We start from the raw sequence: 26,434 nt of genomic DNA, 5'->3' as shown, positions 1-26,434 counted from the left end.
ACCCAGATCCGAGGAGCAGCGCAGAACATGGCACGCCATGGGAAGTCCGACTCCCGAGTCCCCACCGTGATCGTGGACGATGTGCACATCGTCTACCGGGTGCACGGCGCCGGTTCCGGCAAGGGCAGCGCCACCTCCGCTCTGAGCCGGATCATCTCCAAGAAGCGCTCGCCCTCCATTCGCGAGGTGCACGCCGTCCGGGGCATCAGCTTCACGGCGTACAAGGGCGAGGCGGTCGGCCTGATCGGCTCGAACGGCTCCGGCAAGTCCACCATGCTGGCGGCCATCGCGGGTCTGCTGCCGACCGAGCGGGGCGGCATCTACACCAACGGCCAGCCGTCGCTGCTGGGCGTCAACGCCGCGCTGATGAACGACCTCACCGGTGACCGGAACGTCATCCTGGGCTGCCTGGCGATGGGCATGTCCCCGGAGGAGGTGAAGTCGCGCTACCAGGAGATCGTCGACTTCTCGGGCATCAACGAGAAGGGCGACTTCATCTCCCTGCCGATGCGCACCTATTCCTCCGGTATGGCGGCCCGTCTGCGCTTCTCGATCGCGGCGGCCAAGACCCACGAGGTGCTGCTCATCGACGAGGCGCTCGCCACCGGTGACCAGAAGTTCCAGAAGCGCAGCGAGGCCCGCATCCGCGAGCTGCGCGGCGAGGCCGGCACCGTCTTCCTGGTCAGCCACAACAACAACGCGATCCGGGACACCTGCGAGCGGACCATCTGGATCGAAAAGGGCGAGCTGATCATGGACGGCCTCACGGACGAGGTCGTCAAGGAGTACGAGAAGGCCAACCGCGCCTGAGCGGGCGGCCGGACCTCGGGGGCCGGTGTCGGGCACAACGCCCGGTACCGGCCCTTCGGCTGTGCGCAGGTGGCGCGCGGGTGGCCGGGCGCGTGTCCGATATGGGCCGATGGCCCGGAGCGGTGTAGAACGGGGGAGTGACGGCAGTGGCGGCTTCGGCCAAATCCGATAACCAGACAGACGGCGACACGCTGGACAAGGCCGGCCTGGAGAACTTCCCGGTCGCGCCGTTCTTCCTGCCCGCCGCCTGGCGCGCCGACCTGATGGCGGTCTACGGCTTCGCCCGGCTGATCGACGACGCCGGCGACGGCGACCTCGCCCACCCCGCCGAGGTGGCCCGCCTGCTGGGCGTCAAGGTGCCCGTCGCCCCTCCGGCCCCGCCCGGCCCGCCGACCGAGGCCGAGGCCGAGTTCCGCCTCGCCCTGCTGGACGGGCTGGAGCGCGACCTGGACCGCGCCTTCGGCAACGGCACGGAGCCCCCTCGCCACCCCCTGATGCGCGCCCTCGTCCCGCTGGTCGACAAGCACGCGCTCACCCCCGAGCCCTTCCGCCGCCTGATCGAGGCCAACCGCGTCGACCAGACCACCGCCCGCTACGCGACGTACCGGGACCTCATCGGCTACTGCACGCTGTCCGCCGACCCGGTCGGCCGGCTGGTGCTGTCGATCGCCGGGGTCTCCACCCCGGAGCGGGTCGCGTACTCGGACGCGGTCTGCAGCGCGCTCCAGGTGGTCGAGCACCTCCAGGACGTTGCCGAGGACCTCGGCCGAGGCCGGATCTACCTCCCGGCCGAGGACCTGGAGCGCTTCGGCGTCACCGAGGCCGACCTGGCCGCGCCCACCGCGAGCCCCCGGGTGCGGGAGCTGGTGGCCTTCGAGGTCGACCGGGCCCGGACCCTGCTCGATCATGGCGCGCCGCTGGTAGGTACGGTTCGGGGGAGGCTCCGACTGCTCCTGGCGGGATTCACCGCGGGCGGGTACGCGGCCCTGGCGGCCATCGAGGCCGCCGGGTACGACGTCCTGGCCCACCAGGCGAAGCCCGACAAACGCCGCCTCGCAGTGAAGGCGGCGAGACTCTTCGCGAAGGGAAGGTGAACGCCCGAGTGGCGGCATCACCACTGGCGTCCGCTCCGGTCATGGCGGCGTACCGGTACTGCGAGGCGGTCACCGCCCTGCAGGCCCGCAACTTCAGCTACGGCATCCGGCTGCTCCCGGAGGCCAAGCGGCTCGGCATGTCCGCGCTCTACGCCCTGGCCCGCCGGGTCGACGACATCGGTGACGGCGACCTGCCGGCCGAGCGCAAGGCCGAGCAGCTGCTGCGCACCCGTGAGCTGCTGGACGAGATCAGGGCCGGCGCCGTCAGCGAGGACGACACCGACCCGATCAAGGTCGCCCTGGCCGACGCCGCCCGGCGCTTCCCGATCCCGCTCGGCGGCTTCGACGAGCTGATCGACGGCGTGGAGATGGACCTCAAGGGCGCCGAGTACCGGACCTTCGAGGACCTCAAGGTCTACTGCCGCTGCGTGGCCGGCTCGATCGGCCGCCTCTCGCTCGGCGTGTACGGCTGCGAGGACCCGAAGCTGGGTGCCGAGTACGCCGACACACTGGGTCTCGCCCTGCAGCTCACCAATATCCTGCGCGACCTGCGAGAGGATGCCGTCAACGGCCGGACCTACCTGCCGACCGAGGACCTCGTCCGCTTCGGCTGTGAGCAGGGCTTCGCGCTGTCCGAGCCGCCGGTGGGCGCGGACTTCACCGGCCTGATCGCCTTCGAGGCCGAGCGGGCCCAGCGCGCCTTCGAGGAGGGGCTGCGCCTGCTGCCGATGCTGGACCGCCGCAGCCGCGCCTGCACCGCCGCGATGGCGGGCATCTACCACCGGCTGCTCGGCCGGATCGCTGCGGATCCCGGGTCGGTGCTGCGCGGCCGCGTCTCGCTGCCCGGCTGGGAGAAGGCGTACGTGGCGCTGTCCGGGCTCGCCGGAGGGCGTTCTTGATTCTCTCGCGAGTTATGTCACGCTGTGTCAGCGCGGAATCACAGCAGGGTGGACGCGTGTTGTCAATGGGCGGAACGAGAAACGGCAGGGGGAGGGTCCGATGACGGCATCCAGCACCCGCACCGCTGTCGTGATCGGCGGCGGCCTGGCGGGGATCACGGCCGCGCTGCGGCTGGCCGAGGCCGACCACCGGGTCACCCTGGTGGAGACCAGGCCCAGGCTCGGCGGCCTCGCCTTCTCCTTCCAGCGCGGCGACCTGACGGTCGACAACGGGCAGCACGTCTTCCTGCGCTGCTGCACCGCCTACCGCGGTCTGATCGACCGGCTGGGTGCGGGCCGTCTGGTGGATCTTCAGCCACGCCTCGACGTCCCCGTCCTGGGGGTGTCCGAGGACGGCCGCCGCACGCTCGGACGGCTGCGCCGGGCCGGCCTGCCCGTCCCGCTGCACCTGGCCGGCAGCCTGGCCACGTACCCGCACCTGGGCCCGGCCGACCGGCTGCGGGTGGTCCGGGCCGCGCTCGCGCTCAAGGCACTCGACCTCGCCGACCCGGCGCTGGACGAGATCTCCTTCGGTGACTGGCTGCGACGGCACGGCCAGACCCCGGCCACCCTGGCGGCCATGTGGGACTTGGTGGGCGTGGCCACGCTGAACGCCACCGCCGACCAGACCTCGTTGGCGCTGGCCGCGATGGTCTTCAAGACCGGCCTGCTCTCCGACCCGGGCGCCTCCGACATCGGCATGGCCTCGGTGCCGCTCGGCACGATCCACCACGACGCCGCGCGCGCCGAGCTGGAGCGCCTGGGCGTACGGGTCCTGCTGCGCGCCCGGGCCGTCGAGCTCAAGCCCGCCGTGCAGCACGCCGTCCGGCTGGAGAGCGGCGAGCTGCTCACGGCCGACACGGTGGTGCTGGCCGGTGCGCAGGACGCGGCCGCCGCGCTGCTGCCGCCCGGCGCGATCGAGCGGCAGGACCGGCTCGCCGAGCTGGGCACCGCGCCGATCCTCAACGTGCACGTGGTGTACGACCGCAAGCTGCTGCGCCGACCGTTCTTCGCGGCACTCGGCTCGCCCGTGCAGTGGGTCTTCGACCGGACGCCGCACTCGGGTCTCTCCGTCCCCGGCGCCCAGTACCTCGCGCTCTCGCAGTCCGCCGTGCAGGACGAGATCGACCTGCCGGTCGCCGAGCTGCGGGCCCGCTACCTCCCCGAGCTGGAGCGTCTGCTGCCGGCCGCGCGGGAGGCCGAGGTGCTCGACTTCTTCGTGACCAGGGAGCGCACCGCGACCTTCGACCCGGCCCCGGGTACGGCGGCGCTGCGACCGGGAGCCCGTACCGACGTCCCCGGCCTGCTGCTCGCCGGGTCGTGGACGGCCACGGGGTGGCCCGCGACCATGGAGAGCGCCGTCCGCAGCGGCCACGCGGCGGCGGATGCGGCGCTGGCCGCCACTGCCTCATCGACCACAGGCCGCCTGCCGGTCGACCGAGGCGACGGGAGGTGGCCCCGATGACCGCGGGCCCCATCAGCACCGACACCGGCAGCACTGGATTCGAACCTGGCCGGGAGCCCGCAGTGGCCCGGCGACCTCAGGGAGAGGGAACGTACGTGGAGCCTCGCACCGGCAACGCCGCATCCGTGAAGGACGCTCCTTCGGTGCCCGAGCTGCTGGCGCGTGGCCGGACGCTGTGCACCCCGCCGCTGCGCGCGGCGGTGGCGCGGCTGGCGGCGCCGATGGACACGGTGGCCGCGTACCACTTCGGCTGGATCGACCGCGACGGCACGCCGGTCGCGGGGGACGGCGGCAAGGCCGTCCGCCCGGCGCTGGCCCTGCTCTCCGCCCAGGCCGTCGGCGCTCCGGCCGAGGCCGGCGTGCCGGGCGGGGTCTCCGTTGAACTGGTGCACAACTTCTCCCTCCTTCATGATGATCTGATGGACGGTGACGAGACCCGACGGCACCGGGCCACGGCCTGGACGGTCTTCGGTCCAGCTCAGGCGATCCTGGTCGGCGACGCGCTGGCCACCCTGGGCACCGAGGTCCTGCTGGACGCTGCCGTCACCGGGGGCGCGAGTGCCGCCGACGCGGCCCGCGCCGTCCGCCTGATCACCTCCGCGACCCGGAAGCTGATCGACGGACAGGCCATGGACGTCGCCTTCGAGCAGCGCGACGTGGTGACGGTCGAGGAGTGCCTGGAGATGGAGGGCGGCAAGACCGGTGCTCTGCTCGCCGCCGCCTCGGCGATCGGCGCGGTGCTGGCCGGGGCCGACGACCGTACCTCCGCCTCGCTGCAGCGCTACGGCCACCACCTCGGCCTGGCCTTCCAGGCCGTGGACGACCTGCTCGGCATCTGGGGCGAGACCGAGGTGACCGGCAAGCCGCACTGGGGCGACCTGCGCCAGCGCAAGAAGTCGCTGCCGGTGTGTGCGGCGCTCGCCGAGGGCGGCGCCGCCTCCCGTCGGCTCGCCGAGCAGCTGGCCGACCCGGTGGGCCGCGGTGAGGAGAGCGAGCACGTGCTCGCCGCCCGCGCGGCGCTGATCGAGGAGGCGGGCGGCCGTTCCTGGACCCGGGACGAGGCCCGCCGCCAGCACAGGACCGCCCTCGCCGCTCTGGACGAGGTGCCGATGGCCGACGAGGTGCGCGAGCACTTCGTCGCACTCGCCGAATTCGTGGTGGTACGAGAGAGGTGACGTCAAGTTGACAGCAACCGCGGACGGCCGGCTCGACCCAGAGTACGAACCCGAGCCGGTCGCGGTGGGTGACCGGCCACCGGTGCCCGAGCGGCTGAACGGCCGCAAGGCGCCGGTGGCCGGGTCGGCCCCGCCGCTCGGGTCGCGACGGTGGGAGCCTGACGGATCGCAAGCGGTACGACAATCTGACGAGACTGGGCCGGATGAGCCCACTCCCGGTGAGCCCACTCCCGCGGAAGCGCTCGCCAAGGCCGCCGCGCACCTGCTGTCACTGCAGAGCCCCGACGGCTGGTGGAAGGGCGACCTGGAGACCAACGTCACCATGGACGCCGAGGACTTGTTACTGCGTCAGTTCCTCGGAATCCGCACCGAAGAGCAGACCGATGCCACCGCCGCCTGGATCCGCTCGCAACAGCGCGAGGACGGCACCTGGGCCACCTTCCACGGCGGCCCGCCCGAACTCTCCACCACCGTCGAGGCGTACGTCGCGCTCAAGCTCGCCGGTGACGACCCGAAGGCCCCGCACATGCAGGCGGCGGCCCGGCACATCCGCGCCAACGGCGGCATCGCCGCCACGCGGGTGTTCACCAGGATCTGGCTCGCCCTGTTCGGCTGGTGGCCGTGGGAGAGGCTCCCCGAGGTCCCCCCGGAGATCATCTTCCTGCCCAAGTGGCTGCCGCTGAACATCTATGCCTTCGGCTGCTGGGCCAGGCAGACCATCGTACCGCTGGCCGTGGTGTCGGCTCACCGCCCGGTCCGGCCGGCTCCGTTCGCACTGACCGAACTCCACACCGACCCCGCCGACCCGTACCCGCTGCGCCCGCTCGCCCCGCCCACCGGCTGGGACGGCCTCTTCGAGCGGCTCGACCGGCTGCTGCACGTCTACCACCGGTACGCCGTGCGCCCGCTGCGGCGGCTGGCGCTGGCCCAGGCCGGCCGGTGGATCGTCGAGCGGCAGGAGGCGGACGGCTGCTGGGGCGGCATCCAACCACCGGCCGTCTACTCCCTGATCGCCCTTCAGCTGCTCGGCTACGACCTCGACCACCCGGTCATGCAGGCCGGGATCGCCTCCTTCGACCGGTTCACCGTCCACACCGAGGACGGCCGGCGCTGGATGGAGGCCTGCCAGTCCCCGGTGTGGGACACCTGCCTGGCCACCATCGCCCTGCGCGACGCCGGGCTCCCGGCCGACCACCCCGCGGTGGTCCGGGCCGCCGACTGGATGCTCGGTGAGGAGATCACCAAGCGGGGCGACTGGGCGGTGAAGCGGCCGCACCTGGCGCCCGGCGGGTGGGCGTTCGAGTTCGAGAACGACAACTACCCCGACATCGACGACACCGCCGAGGTCGTCCTCGCGCTGCGCCGCGTCACCCATCCGGAGCAGCCGCGGCTCGACGGTGCGGTCCGCCGTGCCACCGAGTGGACCCTCGGCATGCAGTCCAGGAACGGCGCCTGGGGCGCCTTCGACGTCGACAACACCAGCACGCTCCCCAACAAGCTGCCGTTCTGCGACTTCGGCGAGGTGGTGGACCCGCCGTCGGCGGACGTCACCGCGCACATGGTCGAGATGCTCGGCGAGCTCGGGATGGCGGCCGACCCGCGCACCCGGCGGGGCCTGGCCTGGCTGCTGAAGAACCAGGAGGCCGACGGCTCCTGGTTCGGCCGCTGGGGCACCAACTACATCTACGGCACGGCCTCCGTCCTGCCCGCCCTGGTGGCGGTCGGGCTGCCCACCCGCCATCCGGCCGTCCGCCGGGCCGTCCGCTGGCTGGAGGACCGGCAGAACGAGGACGGCGGCTGGGGCGAGGACATGCGCTCGTACCAGGACCCGGCGAGCTGGTCCGGGCGGGGCGAGTCCACCGCCTCACAGACCGCCTGGGCACTGATCTCGCTGCTCGCGGCCGGCGAGGGGACGGACGGCTCGCGGAGCGAGGCGGTCGAGCGGGGCGTACGGTGGCTGGTCCGGACCCAACTTCCCTCGGGCAGCTGGGACGAACCCCAGTTCACCGGTACCGGCTTCCCATGGGACTTCTCGATCAACTACCACCTCTACCGGCTGGTCTTCCCGGTCACGGCCCTCGGCCGGTACCTCCACGGCAACTCATTGGGCGGTGGTCGGAAATGAGAGCGAAGGAAGGTTTTCGCTGTCACCGCGGGGGAGCCGGGGGCGTGCGATGACCGCTGCGCCGCTGTTGGTGGTCTGCGCCCTCGGGCCGGAGGTCTGGGCGCTGCGCGGCGGGGACTGGTCGGGCGCCGCGGGCGGCCCGCCGGTCCTGGCCCGTACGGGGATGGGCCGCAGTCGCGCCCGGCGCAGCCTCGGCCACCTGCTCGCCCAGGACAGCTACGGCGCGCTGGTGGTGGCCGGCTTCGGTGCCGCGGTCGGGCCCGGCGTGCAGCCGGGCGACGTCATCGTGGCGGACGGTGTACGCGACTCCGAGGGCGGGTACCACCCGCTCGACTCCGCCAAGCCGCTGGCCAAGGCCCTGCAGGCGCGCGGGCTGACCGCTCACACCGGCCTGCACCACACCGCCGACCACGTGGTGCGCGGCGCCGAGCGCCGGGCCCTGTACGCCCAGGGCGCCTTGGCCGTGGACATGGAGGCGGCCGCGGTGCTCTCGGCCCGGGCCGAGCTGCGCCCCGCCCTGCCCGCCGCCGTCCTGCGCGTCGTGGTCGACACGCCCGAGCACGAGCTGCTGCGCCCGGGCACCCTCCCCGCCGGCCTGCGCGCTTGGCGGGCCCTGCGCGCCGCCGTACCGGCCCTCACCGAGTGGTACCAGCAGACTGCCGCACCTCACGAACCCCAGCCCTCGACGCTCCCTCAGGAGGCGAGCTAGTCATGGCCATGCCGCTGCGCCAGACCGTACGCGTCAGCACGTACCTCATGCAGCAGAAGCTTCTCAAGCGGCGGGACAAGTTCCCGCTCATCGTCGAGCTGGAACCGCTGTTCGCCTGCAACCTCGCCTGTGAGGGCTGTGGCAAGATCCAGCATCCGGCCGGGGTGCTCAAGCAGAGAATGCCGGTGGCCCAGGCGGTCGGAGCCGTACTGGAGTCGGGTGCGCCGATGGTCTCCATCGCCGGCGGTGAGCCGCTGATGCACCCGCAGATCGACGAGATCGTCCGGCAGCTGGTCGCCCGCCGCAAGTACGTCTTCCTCTGCACCAACGCGCTGTTGATGCGCAAGAAGCTCGACAAGTTCACGCCCTCGCCGTACTTCGCGTTCGCCGTCCACATCGACGGGCTGCGGGAGCGGCACGACGCCTCGGTGGCGAAGGAGGGCACCTTCGACGAGGCGGTGGAGGCGATCAAGGAGGCCAAGCGGCGGGGCTTCCGGGTCACCACCAACAGCACCTTCTTCAACACCGACACCCCGCAGACCATCATCGAGGTGCTGGACTACCTCAACGACGAGCTCAAGGTCGACCAGATGATGATCTCTCCGGCGTACGCCTACGAGAAGGCCCCCGACCAGGAGCACTTCCTCGGTGTGGAACAGACCAGGGAGCTCTTCAAGAAGGCCTTCTCCGGGGGCAACCGCGGCCGCTGGAGGCTCAACCACAGCCCGCTCTTCCTGGACTTCCTGGAGGGCAAGGTCGACTTCGAGTGCACCGCCTGGGGCATCCCCAACTACTCGCTGTTCGGCTGGCAGCGCCCCTGCTACCTGATGGCCGACGGCTACGTTGCCACCTACCAGGAGCTGATCGAGAAGACCGACTGGGCCAAGTACGGCCGAGGCAAGGACCCGCGCTGCGAGAACTGCATGGCGCACTGCGGCTACGAACCGACCGCCGTCCTCGCCACCATGGGCTCCCTGAAGGAGTCGCTGCGGGCGGCCCGCGAGACCATCGGCGGCCCGCGCTGAGCCCGGGGCCGCCCGGCACGCCGTAGCAGGGCGAGCCGGGCGGCTCAGGACAACAGGCGCGCCGCCCGCCGTGGCCGCAGGCTGAGTACCGACAGTCATCGCCCTGAACCGAGCCGCGAGGTGAAGCCATGTCACTCCTGCCCACCATCAAGGGGCCTGCCGACCTCAGACGCCTCTCCCAGGCCGACCTCCCGCTGCTGGCCGACGAGATCCGCGAGTTCCTGATCGACGCCGTCACCAGGACCGGCGGACACCTGGGCCCCAACCTGGGCGTCGTCGAGCTCACCATCGCGCTGCACCGGGTCTTCGACTCGCCGTACGACCGCATCCTCTGGGACACCGGGCACCAGGCGTACGTCCACAAGTTGCTCACCGGCCGTCAGGACTTCTCCCGGCTGCGGGCCAAGGACGGGATCTCCGGGTACCCGTCGCGGGCCGAGTCCGAGCACGACCTGATCGAGAACTCGCACGCCTCCACCGCCCTCGGCTACGCGGACGGCCTCGCCAAGGCCCACCAGCTGCTCGGCCAGCCCGACCGGCGGACCGTCGCGGTCATCGGCGACGGCGCGCTCACCGGCGGCCTCGCCTGGGAGGCGCTCAACAACATCGCCGAGGCGACCGACCGGCCGCTGGTCATCGTGGTCAACGACAACGAGCGCTCGTACGCCCGCACCATCGGCGGCCTCGCGCACCACCTCGCCACGCTGCGCACCACCCAGGGCTACGAGCGCTTCCTCGCACTGGGCAAGGGTGCGCTGCAGCGGACGCCGCTGGTCGGCCAGCCGATCTTCGATGCGCTGCACGGCGCCAAGAAGGGCTTCAAGGACGCCTTCGCGCCGCAGGGCATGTTCGAGGACCTCGGGCTCAAGTACCTCGGGCCGATCGACGGACACGACATCGGCGCGGTGGAGCAGGCGCTGCGCCAGGCCAGGCACTTCGGCGGCCCGGTCATCGTGCACTGCCTCACCGTCAAGGGCCGCGGCTACCGGCCCGCCGAGCAGGACGAGGCCGACCGCTTCCACGCGGTGAACGCCATGGACCCGTACACCTGCCTGCCGATCTCGCCGTCGGCCGGGTCCTCCTGGACCTCCGCGTTCGGCGCGGAGATGGTGGAGCTCGGTGCGGAGCGGCCCGACGTGGTCGCGATCACCGCCGCGATGCTGCAGCCCGTCGGGCTGGCCAAGTTCGCGCAGGCCTACCCCGGCCGGATCTTCGACGTCGGCATCGCCGAGCAGCACGCGGTCGCCAGCGCGGCCGGGCTGGCGACGGGCGGGCTGCACCCGGTCGTCGCGGTGTACGCCACCTTCCTCAACCGGGCCTTCGACCAGGTGCTGATGGATGTCGCCCTGCACCGCCTCGGCGTCACCTTCGTGCTGGACCGGGCCGGCGTCACCGGGAACGACGGCGCCTCGCACAACGGCATGTGGGACATGTCGATCCTGCAGGTCGTCCCTGGCCTGCGGCTCGCCGCGCCCCGCGACGCCGAGCAGCTGCGCGCCCAGCTGCGCGAGGCGGTCGAGGTGCGGGACGCGCCGACGGTGGTGCGGTTCCCGAAGGGTGATCTCGGGCCCGTGGTCCCCGCCCTCGACCGGATCGGCGGGGTCGACGTGCTGCAGCGCACCGGGCCGGAGCCGGAGATCCTGCTGGTCGCCGTCGGCGCCATGGCCCCGGCCTGCCTGGATGCCGCAGCCCTGCTGCTCGCCGAGGGCTTCACGGCCACGGTGGTCGACCCGCGCTGGGTCAAGCCGGTCGACCCGGCGCTGGTCGAGCTGGCGGCCGCCCACCGCCTGGTGGTCACCGTCGAGGACAACGGCCGGGTCGGCGGCGTCGGCGCCGCCATCGCACAGGCCATGCGCGACGCGGAGGTCGACACCCCGCTGCGCGACCTGGGCATCCCGCAGCACTTCCTCACCCACGCCTCGCGCGGCGAGATCCTGGAGGAGATCGGCCTCACCGGCACCGGTGTCGCCGCTCAGGCCGCCGTCTTCGCCAAGCAACTCCTACCGATCCGAGGAGCGAATCAGCACCATGCCGGCTGACCACGGTTTCGACCTGTCCGCGTTGATCGCCGAACGCGGCGCAGAGCGTTACGAGTTGCACGCCCGCTATCTCAACCCGCAGCTGCCCCGGATGCTGCACACCATCGGGTTCGACAAGTACTACGAGCGGGCGGAGGGGCCGTACTTCTACGACGCCGAGGGGAACGAGTACCTCGACATGCTCGCGGGCTTCGGCATCTTCGCGCTCGGCCGGCACCACCCGGTGGTCCGCGAGGCCGTTCAGCAGGTGATGGACCTGGGCCTGCCCGACCTGACCCGCTTCGACTGTCCGCCGCTGCCCGGCCTGCTCGCCGAGCAACTCCTGTCGTACGCGCCGGGGTTGGACCGGGTCTTCTTCGGGAACAGCGGCACCGAGGCGGTCGAGACCGCGCTCAAGTTCGCCCGGTACGCCACCGGTCGGCCGCGGGTGCTCTACTGCGACCACGCCTTCCACGGCCTCACCACCGGCTCCCTCTCGGTCAACGGCGAGAACGGATTCCGCAAGGGATTCGACCCGCTGCTGCCCGACACCGCCATCCCGCTCGGCGATCTCGGGGCGCTGGCCCGGGAGTTGAAGAAGGGCGATGTGGCGGCGCTGATCGTCGAGCCGATCCAGGGCAAGGGCGTTCAGGCCACGCCGCCCGGCTGGCTGGCAGCGGCCCAACAGCTGCTCCACGAGCACAAGGCGCTGCTGATCTGCGACGAGGTGCAGACCGGGATCGGCCGGACCGGCGAGTTCTTCGCGTACCAGCACGAGGAGGGCGTCCTGCCGGACCTGGTCTGCGCGGCGAAGGCACTATCCGGCGGGTACGTGCCGATCGGCGCCACGCTCGGCAAGAGCTGGATCTTCGAGAAGGTGTACTCCTCGATGGACCGGGTGCTGGTGCACTCCGCCAGCTTCGGCTCCAACGCGCAGGCCATGGCGGCCGGGCTGGCGACCCTGCATGTGATGCGGGACGAGAAGGTGGTCGAGAACGCCCACCGGGTCGGCGGGTTGCTCCGGGAGCGGCTGACGGCGCTGGTCGACCGGTACGAGCTGCTGGCCGACGTGCGCGGGCGCGGGCTGATGATCGGCATCGAGTTCGGCCGGCCCAGGTCACTGAAGCTGCGCACCGGCTGGGCGGCGCTGCAGACGGCCCGGAAGGGGCTGTTCGCGCAGATGGTGGTGGTGCCGCTGCTGCAGCGGCACCGGATCCTCACCCAGGTGTCCGGGGACCACCTGGAGGTCATCAAGCTGATCCCGCCGCTGATCATCACCGAGCGTGAGGTGGACCGCTTCATGGACGCCTTCACCGAGGTGATGGACGACGCCCACCAGGGCAGCGGTCTGATGTGGGACTTCGGGCGGACGCTGGTCAAGCAGGCGGTCGGGAGCCGGTGAGCGGTGCGGGGTGGGCGCAGGGCCCACCCCGCTCGGTTAGGACCTGTCTGACAATTCCCGCCGGGCGCGACGCGAATTGTCAGACAGGGACTAGACCGGCGGCTCGACGGTGGTGAAGTAGCCGCCGAGCAGCCGGGCGTCGGCGTGCGCCGGGTCCAGCTCGCCGTGCTCGGCGAGGATCTCCGCTGCGTACGCCTCGGCGTCGTCCTGCGGCTCGTAGCCGAGCGCGCGGGCGGACGAGAGGTCCCACCAGGCACGGGTGTTGGCGCTGATGCCGTTGACGACGGTGTGGCCGACGCCGGGTGCGGTGAGGGCGGCGTGGATCAGGCGGGTGCAGTCGGCGGGGCTGAGCCAGGTGGCCAGCGCCCGCGGCGAGCGCGGCTCGGGGAAGCAGGAGCCGATCCGGATCGACACCGTCTCCACGCCGTACTTGTCGGCGTAGAGCGAGGCGAGGCCCTCGCCGAAGACCTTGGAGAGGCCGTAGTAGGTGTCCGGGCGCGGCGGGATGTCGCTGCCGATCAGGCCTTCGCCGGTGAGCGGGGTGAAGCCCACGGCGTGGTTGCTGCTGGCGAAGACGACGCGCTTCACGCCCTCCTGGCGGACGGCCTCGTAGAGGTTGTAGGCGCCTTCGATGTTGCTGCCGAGGATGTTGGCGAAGGAGTCCTCGAGCGCGATGCCGCCGAGGTGGACGACGGCGTCCACACCCCGTACGGCCTCGCGGACGGCGGCGGCGTCGCGGAGGTCGAAGGCGAGCGAGTCGGGGGCGTCGGGGACGGGCTTGACGTCGGCGAGCCGCAGCCGGTAGCCGTACGGCGGAAGTTGGGTGCGCAGGAAGGTACCGATGCCGCCGGCTGCGCCGGTCAGCAGGATCGTCTGTGTCATCATCAATTCCTATTTATGGTACTGGCCTTGATGTAGTCAAGGTCGAAGTCGTCGCCGAGTCCGGGCCGCTGGGGCAGCCGGACGATGCCCTCGTCGTCGATGGCGTCGACGATGGAGTTCAGGTGCGGGGGCACCTCGTCGAAGTCGAAGTGCGGGTGCAGAAGGCCTCGTTCGTACCACCGGCCGTTGGTGGTGGCGCCGAGCAGGGAGAGGTTGCCGGAGCCGTTGCCGTGCACCTCGCAGTCGATGTTGAAGGCCTCGGCGAGGTGCAGCGTGCGTACCGCCGCGGTGATGCCGCCGACGTCGGTGGTGCCGGTGCGTAGGATGTCGCAGGCGCCGGCGGTCACCCACTCGGCCCGGGTGAAGTTCTTGCCCCAGGAGGTCTCCGGGCCGATCACCGGGATGTCGAGCTGCTCGGCCAGCCAGCGGTACGAGGAGATCGAGGCCTCCTCCATGGGCTCCTCGAACCAGTAGTAGTCCAGCTCCTGGAGTGCCCGGCCGAGCTTGAGCGCCTCGGTACGGGAGTACCAGTGGTTGGCGTCCAGCATGAGTTCCACGCCGGGCCCGACCGCCTCGCGGACGGCGGTGCAGGCCGCGATGTCCAGCGCCACCGAGGGCGCGCCGGCCACCGGGGGCATCCAGGTGTGCAGTTTGATCGCCCGGTAGCCGCGTTCGACCAGGTGCACGGCGAAGGCCGCGAAGTCGGCCGGCGTGGCGAGTCCGCCAGGTGTCTCGTCCCCGCACATGGTGGAGGCGTAGGCGGGGACCGCATCGCGGGCTCCACCGAGCAGCTTCCACACCGGCAGACCGAGGCGGTGTCCGGCGAGATCCCAGAGGGCGAGGTCGACGAAGCCGAGTGCCCGGTCGGTGAGCCCGCCGTGGGCGCCGCGCTGCTTGCGGGCCAGGGAGGTCCACAGGCGCTCGCGGTCCAGCGGGTCCTGGCCGAGCAGGGCAGGGCGGATGTACTTGTCCAGGACGGTGGGCCGCAGATGGTCCGGCTGGACGAGGACGCGGCCCGACGCCCCATCGGTGTCGGTGATGGTGAGCAGGGCCTCGCACACCTCGTGGGCCGGCGAGGGGTGGCGGTGGCCGTGGGCGTCGACGGCGGTCTTCGCGACGGTGGTGAAGACCGCCACCTCGATGTGCTCGATGGTCGAAGTCATCGCGGATCAGCCGTTCTTGGCCTTGTAGTCGGACTGGGCCTTGGTGAAGGCGTCCGCGACGCCCTTGGCGAAATCGGCGGCCGAGAGCTTGCCGAGCAGCACCTTCTGGAAGTTGGGCTCGGCGTCGGTCTTGGTGATCTTCGAGTACTGCGGGAGGTACACCGGCGGCTGGACGAGCTTGGTGCCGGCGGCGTTGAGCAGGTCGCCGGCCTGCTTGGTGATTCCGGACTTGGTGTACCACTCGTCGGCGCACGCCTCGGTGTTGGCGGGGATCTGGCCGACGTTCTGGTTCCAGTAGCTGTTGGACTCGTGCGAGTCCAGGAACTCGATGAACTTCCAGGCGGCGTCCTGGTGCTTGCTGTTCTTGAACAGCCCAAAGCCGTCCACCGGGTTGGCCAGCACCGCGCTGCCGCTCGGCCCGGCGGGCAGCAGGGTGCCGGCCACCTTGTCGCCGAGGGCGGTGCCGACGTCCTTGGTGGAGCCCAGGTTGTGGTGCACCATCAGCGTCTGGTTGGCCTGGAACTGGGCCAGCATCTGCGGGTAGGCGTTGGAGACGTCGGCCTCGGGGGTGGTGTTCTTGTACTGGGCGACGATCTTCTCGATCAGCTCGACGTTCTTCGGATCGTCCACCGTGGACCTGCCGTTGGCGTCGAACATGCTGCTGATGCCGGAGTAGGCGTAGGCCTCGGAGAGCACCTGGAAGACCGAGCCGGAGCCGCCGCGGATGGTGAAGCCGTACTGGTTCTTGCTCTTGTCGGTGAGCTTGGCGGCATCGGCGAAGAGCTCGTCCCAGGTCTTCGGCGCGGTGAGGTTGGCCGCCTTGAACTTGTCGGTGCGGTACCAGAGCACATCCTGGTTGCCGGAGGACGGCAGTTGGAAGAGCCCCTTGCCGCCGCTCGCACTCTTCGAGGTGGCGAGGAAGTTCGCGGAGATCTTGCCGTTCAGCGGGCTCTTGGCATAGCGCTCGTCGAGCGGGGCGAGCGCCTTCTGCGCGGTGAGGGAGGCGAGCAGCGCGGTGGTCACGCCGCCGACGTCCGGGGTGCTGTTGGAGGCTATGGCGGTGTTGTACTTCTCGGCGACCTCGGAGCTGGTGACGCCGACGTACTTGACGGTGATGTTCGGGTTGGCCTTCTCGAACTCGTCGATCAGGTGCTGGAAGAGCGGCGTTCTCGCCGGTCCGGCGTTGTTGTCCCAGAACGTGATGGTGCTCTTGCCCCCGGCGTCGGCGGAGGAGCCGGAGGAGCCGCAGGCGGTCAGGAGACCCAGGGCGGCGAGGGTGGCGGCGGCGGTGCGCAGAGTGCGGGACATGGGTGGGGTCCTGTCTGTGTGCGGGGGAAGGTGCGCTCAGCCCTTGACGGCGCCGGCGCTCATGCCTTGGACGAGGTACTTCTGGACGAACGCGAAGACCAGCACCACCGGGACGGCGGCGACCACCCCACCGGCGGCCAGCGCGCCGAAGTCGACGGTGTTCTCGCCGATGGTGGTCTGCAGCCCGACCGGGACGGTCTGCAGCTCGGGGTCGTTGAGGAACATCAGGGCGAAGAGGAAGTTGTTCCAGCTGCCGATGAAGGCGAACGAGCCCACGGCCACGATCCCGGGCCGCAGTAGCGGCAGCACGACGGCGAGGAAGGCGCGGATCCGCCCGCAGCCGTCCACCATCGCGGACTCCTCCAGCTCGACCGGGACGTTCCTCACGAAGCCGCTCATCAGGATCATGGCGAGCGGGAGCTGGAAGGTGGTCTCGGCGATGATCAGGCTCCACCGGGAGTTGATCAGGTCGAAGGTCTGGAAGATGTTGAACAGCGGGATCAGCATCATCGCGCCCGGTACGAACTGGGTGCAGAGCAGCGCCAGCATGAAGGCCTTCTGTCCCCGGAACCGGAACCGGGCCAGCGCGTAACCGCCCATCAGCGCGAAGAAGGTGACGAAGACGAGGGTGAGCAGGGCGATCCAGACGCTGTTCCGGAAGAAGACCTGGAAGCCCATCCCGTTCCAGACGGTGTCGAAATGCTCGAAGGTGAGCGGCCAGGGCAGCAGAGAGGTGGAGCCGGCCGGGCGGAGAGCGAAGAGCAGCATCCAGTAGAACGGCACCACGGTGAAGACCAGATAGAGAGCCAGCGGCAGGAAGAGCCGCAGCACGCGGCCCTGGCGGGGGGTGGCCTTCGGCCGGGCCGTTCGGGGCGTTGCGATGGTGATGGTGGAGGTCGTCACTTCTCGCCACCGAACTTGCTGAGCCGCAGGTAGAGGATCGAGCAGAACAGCAGGATCACGAAGGCCGCCGTGGTGAGTGCCGATCCGTACCCGAAGTCGTAGGACTTGCGGGCGAGTTGGGCCACGTACAGCGGGAGGCTGGTGGTCGCGCCGGCCGGGCCGCCGTTGGTCAGGGTGTAGAGCAGGTCGACGTTGTTGAACTCCCAGACCGAGCGCAGCAGTGTCGCCAGCACGATGGCGTCCCGCAGGTGGGGGAGTGTGACATGGAAGAAGCTGCGGACGCGACCGGCGCCGTCCATCGAGGCCGCCTCGTACAGCTCCCTGGGGACGGACTGCAGGTCGGCCAGGATGAGGATGGCGAAGAAGGGCACGCCGCGCCAGAGTTCGGCGACCACCGCGGCGCCGAAGACGGTGTCGGGATTGCCGAGCACCGAGGTGCCCTGGCTGCCGATGCCGACCTCGGAGAGGTAGTGGAAGACCCCGGTGGCCGGGTTGTAGAGCAGCATCCAGATGCTGGTGGTCAGTACGCCGGAGACGGCCCACGGCGAGAAGACCAGGGCCCGGGCCACCGCCCGGCCGACGAAGGTCTCGTTGACGATCAGCGCGAGCGCCAGACCCAGCAGCAGCTGCAGCGCCACCTCGGTGGCGACCCACTTGGCCGAGAAGGCCAGGCTGCCCCAGAACTGGCTGTCGCCGAACATCCTGCTGAAGTTGTCGAGGCCGACGAAGGCGTCGTCGTACGGCTCGTTCACCACATGGTGCTGCAGCGCGTAGTAGACGACGCTGCCGACCGGGAAGACGAGGAAGGTCGCGAGCAGCAGGATCGTCGGGGCTATGAGCGCGTAAGGCGCCAACGCCCGGCGCAGCCGGGGGCCGCGGTTGTGGTTCGGGACGGCGAGAGCCACGGCTGAGCTCGCCTCCTCTCTTCCCGGAGGCCGGGTCAGGGGCATGAAGGGTGGGAATCCGCGAGCGTCCACGGCGACACGCTCATGGACGCTGTTCACATGCTTGGACACCCTAGGTTTGCCATGACTTGGCGTCAACCCCTTGCAGCGGCTGGGAAAACATCCCATTTCGAGTCGCTTGCGAAGCCCGGTGTTCACAGATGTGGACTTGGGTCATGATGATGTATAACGCTGTCGACCCGTTCCACCGCCCCCATTGGAGAGCGACCCGCCATGCCCGATACCGCCACTCCCATCGCCGACCGCCTCGACGGTCTCCTCTTCTTCCCCGTCACCGCCTTCGCCGCCGACGGTGGCGTGGACATCGACACGTTCCGGGCGCACGTCCGCGCCCGCCTCGACAACGGTGCCGCCGCCGTCTTCGCCGCCTGCGGCACCGGCGAGTACCACGCGCTCGGGCTCGACGAGTACGAGGCTGTCATCGCCGCCGCGGTCGAGGAAACCGCTGGTGCGGTACCGGTTGTGGCCGGTGTCGGCCACGGCACCGCCCTCGCCCTGGAGTTCCTGCGGCGCGCCGAACGGGCCGGCGCGGACGGCGTCCTCGCCCTGCCGCCGTACCTGATCACGCCCTCCCAGGAGGGCCTGCTGCGGCACTACACCGCACTCGCCGAGGCCACCGAGCTGGAGATCATCGTGTACGCGCGCGACAACGCCGTGCTCGACCCGGCCACCGTGGTCCAACTCGCCGAGCTGGACAACATCGTGGGCTTCAAGGACGGCATCGGCGACCTCGACCGGATGCAGCGCATCGTCAGCGCCGTACGCGCCGCCCACCCCGACCGGCCGTTCCGCTACTTCAACGGCCTGCCCACCGCCGAGCTCACCGGCCTCGCCTACCGGGGCATCGGCGTCACCCTCTACTCCTCCGCAGTCTTCTGCTTCGCGCCGGACCTCGCGCTCGCCTTCCACAAGGCGCTGAACAACGGGGACGACGACACCGTCAACCGGCTCCTGGACGGCTTCTTCGGGCCGCTGGTCGAACTGCGCAACCGGGGGCGCGGCTACGCGGTCTCGCTGGTCAAGGCCGGCGTCCGACTGGACGGGCTCGATGTCGGCCCGGTCCGCTCGCCGCTCACCGAGCCCGCCGACGAGCACGTCGAGCAGCTCGCCGCACTGGTCAAGCACGGCCGCACCCTGCTCTGAACCCTCCGGGTGTCCGGCTCCGGCCGGGCACCCCCGCCTCTCCTGGAGTTGCCGTGCGGACTGCCGCTTTCCTCTACCCCTGGGACGTCGTGGGTGACCCGGACGCCCCGCGCCGGCTCGCCGAACTGGGCGTCCAGCAGGTCACCCTGGCTTCGGCGTACCACTCGACCCGTGCCCTGACGCCTCGCCACCCCTCCCGCCGGATCGTGACCGCGCGGCACTCCGCCGTCTACTTCCCCACCTCCTCGACCCGCTGGCGGGGCAGACGGCTGCGCCCGTACGCCCAGGGCTGGATTCCCGGCCCGGACCCCTTCGGCGAGGCTTCCTCCGCACTGCTCGCGGCTGGTTTTGAGGTGCACTCCTGGGTGGTGCTCGCGCACAACTCCCGTCTGGGAGAGGAGAATCCACGCTGCACGGTGGAGAACGCCTACGGCGAGAACTACCCCTGGGCGCCGTGCATCGCGCAGCAGGAGGTGGTCGACTACTGCGCGGACCTCGCAGCCGAGGCCGCCGCGCGGCCCGGCGCGAGCGGCGTCGAGCTGGAGTCCTGCGGCTGGTACGGACTGGCGCACCTGCACGCGCACGACAAGATCGCCGGCGTCCGACTCGGCCCGGCTGGGCAGTTCCTGATGTCACTCTGCTTCTGTGCGGCATGCCGAAGCGGATACGCCCGCCCTGACGCGCTGCGAGGGGCCGTCCTGGCCGGGCTCGAGCCGCTGTGGCGCGGCGCCGAGGAGCCCGAGGGCGCGAGCGAGTGGGAGCGGATCGAGAGGCTGCTCGGCGCCGACCTCGCCGAGGAGGCCCTTGCTCACCGGACGGCGGCAGCGCGGCGGTTCCAGCGGACCGTGATCGAAGCCGTCCGCGCAGCCGCCGACGCCGACTTCCGCATTCTGCTGCACGCGGACCCGGCCCCGTACCGCTGCGGCCCCAACCCGGGCGTCGAGGCCGACTGGCTGCTCGGGCTCGCCGACGGCCTGGTGCTGCCGAACCCGTCCGCCACCCTCCCGGCAGCCACCCCGCACCGCCGCCCGGGGACCACCCTCGCGGCCAACCTGGGCATCGTCGCCGGGATGGGCGGGAGCCCCGCAGCCCTGGCAGCTGTGCCCGGCGCGGACGAGCTCCGGCTCTACCACGCGGGCCTCGCCTCGGACGCGGACCTGTCGGCCGTCGCGGCCGCACTGAGGGGCTGACGTACGAAGGACGTGAAGTGGCGCGATGACCGGCCGGTCATCGCGCCACTTCACGTCGCCCGGCACGGCCGGCTGTTGCTCAGCTCGAAGACGGCCAGTGGAGTCGGTCGTCCGCGACGGCATCGTCCAGGCGACGAAGACTGCCCGGCGGCAGTAGCCGCTGCCGGTGCAGCTCCTGGGCGACCAGCCTGGCGACCTCGATCGCTCCGTGGGCCTGGAAGTGCGTGTTGTCGGCCGCTCCCGTGGGGTAGTTGGGGCTCAGCCCGGCGGCCAGCCAGAGGAAGTACAGCTTGGTGGCCTCCGCCCCCAGCTGCTCCCAGCGGGAGAGGCTGAGCGCCTGAAGGTCGATCAGCGGTACCTTCTCCCGTGCCGCCAAGTCCCGCATGGCCTGCGGATACAGCCCGTGCGAGGCGTACGCACGGCCCTGCGCGTCGAAGCGCCGGCGTTCGACGGAGGTGACCAGCACGGGCAGAGCGCCCCGCTGCCGTGCGCCGTCCAGGTAGCGCCGCAGGTAGTCCTGGTAGGTGGTGTAGGGGTCGGTGCCGCGGGCCGGGTCGGTGACCTTCTCGTCGTTGTGGCCGAAGGAGACCAGCAGCCGGTCGCCGGGCCGGATGTCGGCCAGGATGCCGTCGAGCAGGCCGAGGTCGTAGAAGCTCTTCGAGCTCGCCCCGGACAACGCCCGGTCGTCGACGGCCAGTCGAGGCGTCGCGAAGACCGGCAGTGCCTGACCCCAACCGGCCCTGGGTGCCTCGGTGGAGTGGTAGACGGAGGCGGTGGAGTCGCCCGCCACGTACACCGTGGCGACTCGGGGTGCGGCGGAGGCCTTCGACGTCCCGAGCGCGGCGATCAGGGGCGCTACCGCAGCGGCGCGGGCGAGCGCGCGGCGGGAGATGTTCGTCATTCTCAGCTCCAGGGTCGCCAGTTGTCGCTGCCGAGCAGGTACGTCTCGCGGGTGTGGAGGGCGGCCTGGCTCTTCGTCAGCCGAGGGCGGTTGGCCGGCACGGTGATCACCGCACCGGGCCCCGAGTTGGCGTACTCGGCGAAGCGCTGACTCTGCCACGGGTAGCTCGACGACATGTTGGCGTACGGCGCGGCGGCGTTGATCCCGGCCTCGATGACGCTCTGACGGATGGTCAGCATCGGCCAAGCGGTGGTGTCGCTGCCGGGGACCCATGGGCGGGCCAGGCAGTATGCGCCGACGGGGGCGGTACTGGTGAAGGTGCACTGGGTGATCAGGTAGCCGCGCGGGTTGGCCCGCGCGGTGCTGGGGGCGAAGACGAAGCCCTGCGGGGTGAAGGCGATGTCGGCCCGGTTCAGCGTCCGCAGCTCGCAGTGGTCGAAGACGGCGGTGGCCCGTCCGAAGACGAAGTCGACGTCGCCCTCGATGTAGCACTTCTGGTAGTACTGCCGGGCGAAGACGGAGAGGCCGAGCGAGTCGGCGTAGAGGGTGTCCTGGTGCCCCAGGAACCGGCAGCGGTAGAAGGCCGACCGGTCGCCCATCACCTTCACCGCTACCGCCTGGGTGCCCGTCACGCCCGGGTGGTCGGCGCGCAGCCAGTCGTTGGCGAAGGTGATGTCGCGTGCGGTGAAGCCGTCGGCCTGCAGGGTCACCGTGGCGCTGCCGGTGGTGCCGTAGGTACCGCCGCCGGGCTTGGCGGTGCCGGCCGCGTTGTCGTACACCACCACGACGTCGGCGGCCTTGCCGGTGCCGCCGAGCAGGGTCAGGTACGGGCGGGAGAGCGGGACGACGACGACCTCGCGGTAGGTGCCGGCGGCCAGCACGATCGTCCAGCCGGTGCCGGGCGTGGTGCCGGTCGGGGTGGCGGAGACGGCGGCCTGCACGGTGGTGTGGTCGCCGCCGCCGGCCGGGTCGACGTACAGGGTGCGGGAGTTGAGGCGGGCGACGGGCGAGCCGTACGCGCCCCACTTGGCGGGTGCGGCGGCCGCCGGGGTGGCGAGGCCGGCGCTGAGCAGGGCGGCGGCGGAGGCGAGCAGGACGGTGCGACGTGTGGGCATGGGCAGCGGCTCCGGTCGGGGGTGGGCCCCGGCGCGTTGGGGGCGCGCCGGAGGCCGGGGGAGGGGTGGCTCAGAGGTGGCCGGAGCCGGCCGAGGCGGTCACCAGGCCGGGGACGGCGGAGGCGGCGTCAACGGCCGTCCGCAGGGTGGGCGTCCAACCGGCGCTGGTGCCGAGCTTCTTGCTGGAGTTGGCGGTGTTCCAGGCGGAGATCAGGTCGGTGGTGGTCCCGTTGACCGAGTTGCCGCTCGCGGTCAGCGCGGTGCCTCCCCAGTTGTAGAGCACCTTCGACGCGGCGGTGCCGGACGGCAGCTTGAAGTAGTTGTTCTGCGCGATGATCTGCGAGGACTTGCCGACGCCGATGCTGTAGCTGTAGTCGCCGGACTTGGGGACGAAGTAGTTGTTGTAGACGTCCACCTGGCCGAACCGCACCCGGGGTGAGCGCTCGACGGTGTTCTGCCACAGGTTGTGGTGGAAGGTGACCCGCAGGTGGCCCGAGTCGACGGTCGAACTGTCGCTGTTGCCGACGAGGTTGGTCTTGTCGTGGTCCTTGAAGGCGTTCCAGGACGCGGTGACGTAGTCGGCGCCCTTGACGATGTCCAGCTCGCCGTCGTGCACCTGGTACGGCCGCTTGAAGTACAGCGGCTGGTTGGAGTCGGGGTTCGAGCCGTCGGTGAAGGTGTTGTGGTCGACCCAGATGTGCGTGGCGTTGTAGAGCGTGACGCTGTCGTACATCGAGTTCCAGTTGCCGCTGGAGCCGTCGGTCGGGTCCCACTGGGGGAAGCAGTCGGCGGCGTCCTCGAAGGTCAGGTTGCGGATGATCACGTTGTCGACGTTCTTCACCTGCAGGCCGCCGCCGAGCAGCCTTCCGCCGTTGACGCCGACGATGGTGGTGTTGGCGCCGACGTTGATCTGCACCTTGTCGGCCTGGAGCTTCTGCGAGGCGGCGCGGGCGGTCTCCTGGGTGCCGGACGGCACCTTGGAGGTGCCCCAGACCGAGGGGTCGTACGCGGCGAGGTACTTGGCCAGCGTGTAGCCGCCGGTGGTGTAGGCGGAGCAGCTGAGGTGGTTGCCCGCGTCGTCGGTGTTGAGGTCGATCGTCCCGGAGACGTAGATGATCTTCGCGGTGGCGTTGCCGCCGTTCGAAGAGTTCTTGCCGCCAAGCGCGGCGACCAGCTGGGCCCGGGTCTTCACGGTCACCGTGTGGGTGGCGTCGGCCTTGGCGCCGCCGGAGGTGCCGGTGGTGGCGGAGCCCCAGCCGTCCTTGGCGGCGAGAGCGGTATGGCCGAGGTCGGCGGCCCGGGCCGGGCCGGCGGCGAAGGTGGCGCAGAGCGCCGTGGTGGTGAGCAGCGGTCCGGCGAGGCGGACGGCGCGGGGGATGCGCATGGCAGGGCTCCTCGTGGAACGGCGGGTGGGGAATGCGCGGGCGATACGCTCCGACAAGCCGTTCATCGATGTGAACGGCAGTCGCATCCATGGCCGGACACTAGAGAGGGCTGCGCGACCCTGTCAATGGGTGGCGCCGGACCGGAAACGGCCGGGCCCCGCACCACAAGGTGCGGGGCCCGGCCGGGATGTGACGGAATGTCAGAGGTGTCGGGTGGCCAGCGTCAGCCGGTCGCGGGCGTCGAACAGGGCGTCCCGGATCATCTGCTCCCGCCCGGGTGTGAGCCGCGCGATCGGCACCGACACGCTCACCGCGTCCCGCGCCGGCGTCCGGTACGGGATGGCGATGCCGAAGCAGCGCAGGCCCAGCGTGTTCTCCTCGCGGTCGATCGCGTAGCCGCGCTCGCGAATCTCGTGCAGCTCCTCGATCAGCTTCTCGCGGTCGGTGTGGGTGTGCTCGGTGAGCGGCTCCAGCTCGGCCGGGAGGAGCTGCCTGATCCGTTCGTCCGGATGGGTGGCCAGCAGCGCCTTGCCGTGCGAGGTGCAGTACGCGGGAAGGCGGCGGCCGATCCGGGTGAACGGGCGCAGGCTGTGCTGGGACTGGCGGGTCGCCAGATAGACCACGTTCGTCCCGTCGAGCCGGGCCAGGTGGATGGTCTCGCCGGTGTCCTCCGCCAGCCGGTCCAGGGTGGGCCGGGAGGCCGCCACCACCTCGTCGCCGTCGATGTACGAGCTGCCCACGAGCAGCGCGCGAACCCCGATCCCGTACCGGGTGCCGGTGGCGTCCGTCTCGACCCAGCCCAGCTCGACCAGGGTGCGCAGCAGCATGTACAGACTGCTCTTCGGATAGCCGGTCTGCTCCTGGACCTCGGCCAGGCTGTGCATGCCGGTGTTGCCGGCGAAGTACTCCAGCAGCTCGACGGTGCGTACCGCGGACTTCACCTGGGCGCCGCCGCCGAGGGCGGAGTTGGTCGGCGAGGACATGCCCTTGACCCCTTCTGTTGCGCGGCGTAGTGTCCCGCGAGTTCAAATAGTCGTATGGCGTTCAGCATACTGAACAGATCCAGGGTGTGGGACCGGGGTGGTCCGACTCGCGCTGCATCAGTCCCGCGCAGCGGACGCTACCCGACCGGCACCTCGGTGAGGAGGCCCGCGCAAGTGCAGTCCGACGCAGTGAAGCCCGACGCAGTGCAGCCCGAGGCAGTGCAGACCGTTCCGGTGTGGAGCGCCGATCCGCGGACCGGTGAACAGCGCGCGCAGGTGGCGGTCGAGGCCGGACCGCCGGACGTCGACCGGGCGGTACGCGCCGCCGCGGCGGCCGAACCCGCGCTCGCCGACCGCGCCCTGCGTGCCGCCCTGCTCCGGGCTGCGGCGGAGCGGCTGGAGTCGGCCGCCGAGGAGGTCATCGCCACGGCCGACGCCGAGACCGCACTCGGTGTGCCCCGGCTCACCGGTGAACTCGCCCGCACGACCTACCAGTTGCGGGCCTTCGCGGACATCGTGGACGAGGGCGCCTTCCTGGATGTCGTGATCGACCACGCCGACCCGGCCCTCGCCCGGCCCGACCTGCGCCGGATGAAGCTCCCGCTCGGTGTGGTCGCCGTCTTCTCCGCGAGCAACTTCCCGCTCGCCTTCAGCGTCCCCGGCGGTGACACCGCGAGCGCCCTGGCGGCAGGCTGCCCAGTAGTGGTCAAGGCTCACCCCGACCACCCCGCCACCGGCGAGCTCTGCGCCGGGCTGATCCGGGAGGCCGCGCGCGCGATCGGCGTGCCGGAGGGCGTTCTCGGCCTGGTCCACGGCCTGGAGGCCGGACTGGAACTCGTCCGCCACCCGCTCACCGCCGCGGTCGGCTTCACCGGCTCGGTGCGGGGCGGGCGTGCCCTGCACGACGTGGCGGCCGCGCGGCCGCGGCCGATCCCCTTCCACGGCGAGCTCGGCAGCCTGAACCCGGTGCTGGTCACCGAGCGAGCCGCCGCCACCCGGGCGGAGGAGCTCGGTGCCGGCCTGGCGGGCTCCTTCACCCTGGGCAACGGCCAGTTCTGCGTCAAGCCCGGGCTGGTCCTGGTCCCTGCCGGGGAGCCCGCCCTGGAGAAGGCCCTGGTCGCAGCCGCCGGGCAGGCTCCGGCCGGGCCGCTGCTGGATCCCCGGATCCGCGAGGCCTTCCTGGCGGGCGTGGAGCAGCGAAGCGCGTTCCCCGGGGTCGAGGTGCTGCTGGCCGCCGGCTCGGCCCCCGTCGAAGGCGCACCGCTGGCCGTCCGCGCCGGGGTGCTCGCGGTGGCGGCCGCGGAGCTCCGCGAGGAGCTCCTCGAGGAGTGCTTCGGCCCGCTCACCGTCCTGGTCCGCTACTCGGGCACCGAGGAGCTGGCCGCGGTACTCGACCGGCTCGCCGGGAATCTCACGGCCACCGTCCAGCTCGCCGCCGACGAGCGTGGGCCCGAGGCTGCCGCCCTGCTGCAACGCCTGGTACCGCTGGCCGGGCGGCTGGTGGTGGACGGCTGGCCGACGGGTGTCGCCGTGGCTCCGGCGATGCACCACGGCGGGCCCTACCCCGCGACCACCAGTACCTCGACCTCTGTCGGCGGTACGGCGATCGAACGCTGGCTGCGGCCGGTCAGCTACCAGAACGGCCCGCCGGAGCTGCTGCCGCCCGAGCTGCACGACGCCAATCCGCTCGCAGTCCCGCGCCGGGTGGACGGGCGCCGCGAGAGCTGACGGATCG

General features: G+C 71.2%; 22 protein-coding genes. 13 read left to right on the top strand and 9 right to left on the bottom strand.

Features of this window, described 5'->3' with window-relative positions; genetic code table 11:
• Positions 1-27: 27 nt before the first annotated feature.
• From FB465_RS05695 to FB465_RS05650, 10 genes are all read left to right on the top strand, one after another.
• A complete protein-coding gene (locus FB465_RS05695; RefSeq protein ID WP_145788168.1) occupies positions 28-810 on the top strand; it encodes an ABC transporter ATP-binding protein in 783 nt (260 codons plus the stop codon).
• 137 nt (positions 811-947) lie between these two features.
• Positions 948-1,904 carry a squalene synthase HpnC gene (gene hpnC, locus FB465_RS05690; protein ID WP_425461132.1) on the top strand — a complete coding sequence of 319 codons (957 nt, stop codon included), beginning with the start codon at positions 948-950 and terminating at the stop codon, positions 1,902-1,904.
• 41 nt (positions 1,905-1,945) lie between these two features.
• Positions 1,946-2,803, top strand: a complete 858-nt coding sequence (hpnD, locus tag FB465_RS05685) for a presqualene diphosphate synthase HpnD (protein ID WP_145797154.1) — start codon at positions 1,946-1,948, stop codon at positions 2,801-2,803.
• Positions 2,804-2,903: 100 nt separating this feature from the next.
• On the top strand, positions 2,904-4,307 hold the full coding sequence (gene hpnE, locus FB465_RS05680) for a hydroxysqualene dehydroxylase HpnE (RefSeq protein ID WP_145788164.1): 1,404 nt from the start codon (positions 2,904-2,906) through the stop codon (positions 4,305-4,307).
• Positions 4,308-4,369: 62 nt separating this feature from the next.
• Positions 4,370-5,482 (top strand): polyprenyl synthetase family protein, encoded by a 1,113-nt coding sequence (locus FB465_RS05675; RefSeq protein WP_425461240.1) that lies wholly within the window; start codon positions 4,370-4,372, stop codon positions 5,480-5,482.
• A 7-nt stretch (positions 5,483-5,489) separates the two neighbouring features.
• On the top strand, positions 5,490-7,607 hold the full coding sequence (gene shc / locus FB465_RS05670) for a squalene--hopene cyclase (protein ID WP_246192524.1): 2,118 nt from the start codon (positions 5,490-5,492) through the stop codon (positions 7,605-7,607).
• 49 nt (positions 7,608-7,656) lie between these two features.
• Positions 7,657-8,316, top strand: coding sequence for a 5'-methylthioadenosine/S-adenosylhomocysteine nucleosidase family protein (locus FB465_RS05665; RefSeq protein WP_145788161.1), 660 nt, complete (start codon positions 7,657-7,659; stop codon positions 8,314-8,316).
• A gap of 2 nt (positions 8,317-8,318) precedes the next feature.
• On the top strand, positions 8,319-9,341 hold the full coding sequence (hpnH, locus tag FB465_RS05660) for an adenosyl-hopene transferase HpnH (RefSeq protein ID WP_145788159.1): 1,023 nt from the start codon (positions 8,319-8,321) through the stop codon (positions 9,339-9,341).
• Between the two features lie 128 nt (positions 9,342-9,469).
• Positions 9,470-11,380: a 1-deoxy-D-xylulose-5-phosphate synthase gene (gene dxs / locus FB465_RS05655; RefSeq protein WP_145788157.1), complete on the top strand. Its 1,911-nt coding sequence runs from the start codon at positions 9,470-9,472 to the stop codon at positions 11,378-11,380.
• Positions 11,370-12,761 (top strand): aspartate aminotransferase family protein, encoded by a 1,392-nt coding sequence (locus tag FB465_RS05650; protein ID WP_145788155.1) that lies wholly within the window; start codon positions 11,370-11,372, stop codon positions 12,759-12,761. The genes dxs and FB465_RS05650 overlap by 11 nt, the downstream gene beginning before the upstream one ends.
• A gap of 90 nt (positions 12,762-12,851) precedes the next feature.
• On the opposite strand, the gene FB465_RS05645 is transcribed toward FB465_RS05650, so the two are convergent.
• Genes FB465_RS05645 through FB465_RS05625 form a run of 5 tightly spaced genes read right to left on the bottom strand, consistent with a single transcriptional unit; the run spans position 12,852 to position 17,967 of the window.
• Positions 12,852-13,649 carry an NAD-dependent epimerase/dehydratase family protein gene (locus tag FB465_RS05645; RefSeq protein ID WP_145788153.1) on the bottom strand — a complete coding sequence of 266 codons (798 nt, stop codon included), beginning with the start codon at positions 13,647-13,649 and terminating at the stop codon, positions 12,852-12,854.
• Positions 13,646-14,806 (bottom strand): enolase C-terminal domain-like protein, encoded by a 1,161-nt coding sequence (locus FB465_RS05640; protein ID WP_145788150.1) that lies wholly within the window; start codon positions 14,804-14,806, stop codon positions 13,646-13,648. The genes FB465_RS05645 and FB465_RS05640 overlap by 4 nt, the downstream gene beginning before the upstream one ends.
• Positions 14,807-14,812: 6 nt before the next feature.
• A complete protein-coding gene (locus FB465_RS05635; RefSeq protein WP_145788148.1) occupies positions 14,813-16,114 on the bottom strand; it encodes an ABC transporter substrate-binding protein in 1,302 nt (433 codons plus the stop codon).
• 36 nt (positions 16,115-16,150) lie between these two features.
• On the bottom strand, positions 16,151-17,017 hold the full coding sequence (locus FB465_RS05630; RefSeq protein ID WP_425461131.1) for a carbohydrate ABC transporter permease: 867 nt from the start codon (positions 17,015-17,017) through the stop codon (positions 16,151-16,153).
• Positions 17,014-17,967 carry a carbohydrate ABC transporter permease gene (locus tag FB465_RS05625; RefSeq protein ID WP_145788146.1) on the bottom strand — a complete coding sequence of 318 codons (954 nt, stop codon included), beginning with the start codon at positions 17,965-17,967 and terminating at the stop codon, positions 17,014-17,016. Before FB465_RS05625 ends, FB465_RS05630 begins: the two co-directional genes overlap by 4 nt.
• A gap of 228 nt (positions 17,968-18,195) precedes the next feature.
• Here FB465_RS05625 and FB465_RS05620 point away from each other — a divergent pair, with 228 nt between their 5' ends.
• Both FB465_RS05620 and FB465_RS05615 read left to right on the top strand, forming a co-directional pair.
• Complete coding sequence (locus FB465_RS05620; RefSeq protein WP_145788145.1) at positions 18,196-19,125, top strand: 5-dehydro-4-deoxyglucarate dehydratase; 930 nt, start codon at positions 18,196-18,198, stop codon at positions 19,123-19,125.
• 53 nt (positions 19,126-19,178) lie between these two features.
• Positions 19,179-20,315: a hypothetical protein gene (locus FB465_RS05615; protein ID WP_145788142.1), complete on the top strand. Its 1,137-nt coding sequence runs from the start codon at positions 19,179-19,181 to the stop codon at positions 20,313-20,315.
• A 79-nt stretch (positions 20,316-20,394) separates the two neighbouring features.
• On the opposite strand, the gene FB465_RS05610 is transcribed toward FB465_RS05615, so the two are convergent.
• The 4 genes from FB465_RS05610 to FB465_RS05595 all read right to left on the bottom strand — a co-directional run bounded on the left by FB465_RS05610 (position 20,395) and on the right by FB465_RS05595 (position 24,699).
• The gene (locus tag FB465_RS05610) at positions 20,395-21,216 is read right to left on the bottom strand and encodes a rhamnogalacturonan acetylesterase (protein WP_145788140.1); all 822 of its coding nucleotides are present in this window, start codon (positions 21,214-21,216) and stop codon (positions 20,395-20,397) included.
• Positions 21,217-21,218: 2 nt separating this feature from the next.
• On the bottom strand, positions 21,219-22,331 hold the full coding sequence (locus FB465_RS05605) for a pectinesterase family protein (protein ID WP_145788138.1): 1,113 nt from the start codon (positions 22,329-22,331) through the stop codon (positions 21,219-21,221).
• Positions 22,332-22,401: 70 nt separating this feature from the next.
• Positions 22,402-23,715: a pectate lyase family protein gene (locus tag FB465_RS05600; protein ID WP_145788137.1), complete on the bottom strand. Its 1,314-nt coding sequence runs from the start codon at positions 23,713-23,715 to the stop codon at positions 22,402-22,404.
• 201 nt (positions 23,716-23,916) lie between these two features.
• Positions 23,917-24,699: an IclR family transcriptional regulator gene (locus tag FB465_RS05595; protein WP_145788135.1), complete on the bottom strand. Its 783-nt coding sequence runs from the start codon at positions 24,697-24,699 to the stop codon at positions 23,917-23,919.
• Between the two features lie 219 nt (positions 24,700-24,918).
• Between FB465_RS05595 and FB465_RS05590 the strand changes: the two genes are divergently transcribed.
• Entirely contained in the window at positions 24,919-26,427 is a 1,509-nt protein-coding gene (locus FB465_RS05590; protein ID WP_145797151.1) for an aldehyde dehydrogenase (NADP(+)), read from the top strand.
• Positions 26,428-26,434: the final 7 nt, after the last annotated feature.

Origin of the sequence: Kitasatospora atroaurantiaca (assembly GCF_007828955.1) — a bacterium.
GTDB lineage: Bacteria > Actinomycetota > Actinomycetes > Streptomycetales > Streptomycetaceae > Kitasatospora > Kitasatospora atroaurantiaca.
This window is presented reverse-complemented; position numbering and strand designations above follow the sequence as displayed.

Bases quoted from the DNA above. Each gene is read 5' to 3' on its own strand.
- FB465_RS05695 (WP_145788168.1), top strand. From the start codon at position 28: ATGGCACGCCATGGGAAGTCCGACTCCCGAGTCCCCACCGTGATCGTG.
- hpnD (WP_145797154.1), top strand. From the start codon at position 1,946: ATGGCGGCGTACCGGTACTGCGAGGCGGTCACCGCCCTGCAGGCCCGC.
- hpnE (WP_145788164.1), top strand. From the start codon at position 2,904: ATGACGGCATCCAGCACCCGCACCGCTGTCGTGATCGGCGGCGGCCTG.
- FB465_RS05665 (WP_145788161.1), top strand. From the start codon at position 7,657: ATGACCGCTGCGCCGCTGTTGGTGGTCTGCGCCCTCGGGCCGGAGGTC.
- hpnH (WP_145788159.1), top strand. From the start codon at position 8,319: ATGGCCATGCCGCTGCGCCAGACCGTACGCGTCAGCACGTACCTCATG.
- dxs (WP_145788157.1), top strand. From the start codon at position 9,470: ATGTCACTCCTGCCCACCATCAAGGGGCCTGCCGACCTCAGACGCCTC.
- FB465_RS05650 (WP_145788155.1), top strand. From the start codon at position 11,370: ATGCCGGCTGACCACGGTTTCGACCTGTCCGCGTTGATCGCCGAACGC.
- FB465_RS05640 (WP_145788150.1), bottom strand. From the start codon at position 14,806: ATGACTTCGACCATCGAGCACATCGAGGTGGCGGTCTTCACCACCGTC.
- FB465_RS05635 (WP_145788148.1), bottom strand. From the start codon at position 16,114: ATGTCCCGCACTCTGCGCACCGCCGCCGCCACCCTCGCCGCCCTGGGT.
- FB465_RS05625 (WP_145788146.1), bottom strand. From the start codon at position 17,967: ATGCCCCTGACCCGGCCTCCGGGAAGAGAGGAGGCGAGCTCAGCCGTG.
- FB465_RS05620 (WP_145788145.1), top strand. From the start codon at position 18,196: ATGCCCGATACCGCCACTCCCATCGCCGACCGCCTCGACGGTCTCCTC.
- FB465_RS05610 (WP_145788140.1), bottom strand. From the start codon at position 21,216: ATGACGAACATCTCCCGCCGCGCGCTCGCCCGCGCCGCTGCGGTAGCG.
- FB465_RS05605 (WP_145788138.1), bottom strand. From the start codon at position 22,331: ATGCCCACACGTCGCACCGTCCTGCTCGCCTCCGCCGCCGCCCTGCTC.
- FB465_RS05600 (WP_145788137.1), bottom strand. From the start codon at position 23,715: ATGCGCATCCCCCGCGCCGTCCGCCTCGCCGGACCGCTGCTCACCACC.
- FB465_RS05595 (WP_145788135.1), bottom strand. From the start codon at position 24,699: ATGTCCTCGCCGACCAACTCCGCCCTCGGCGGCGGCGCCCAGGTGAAG.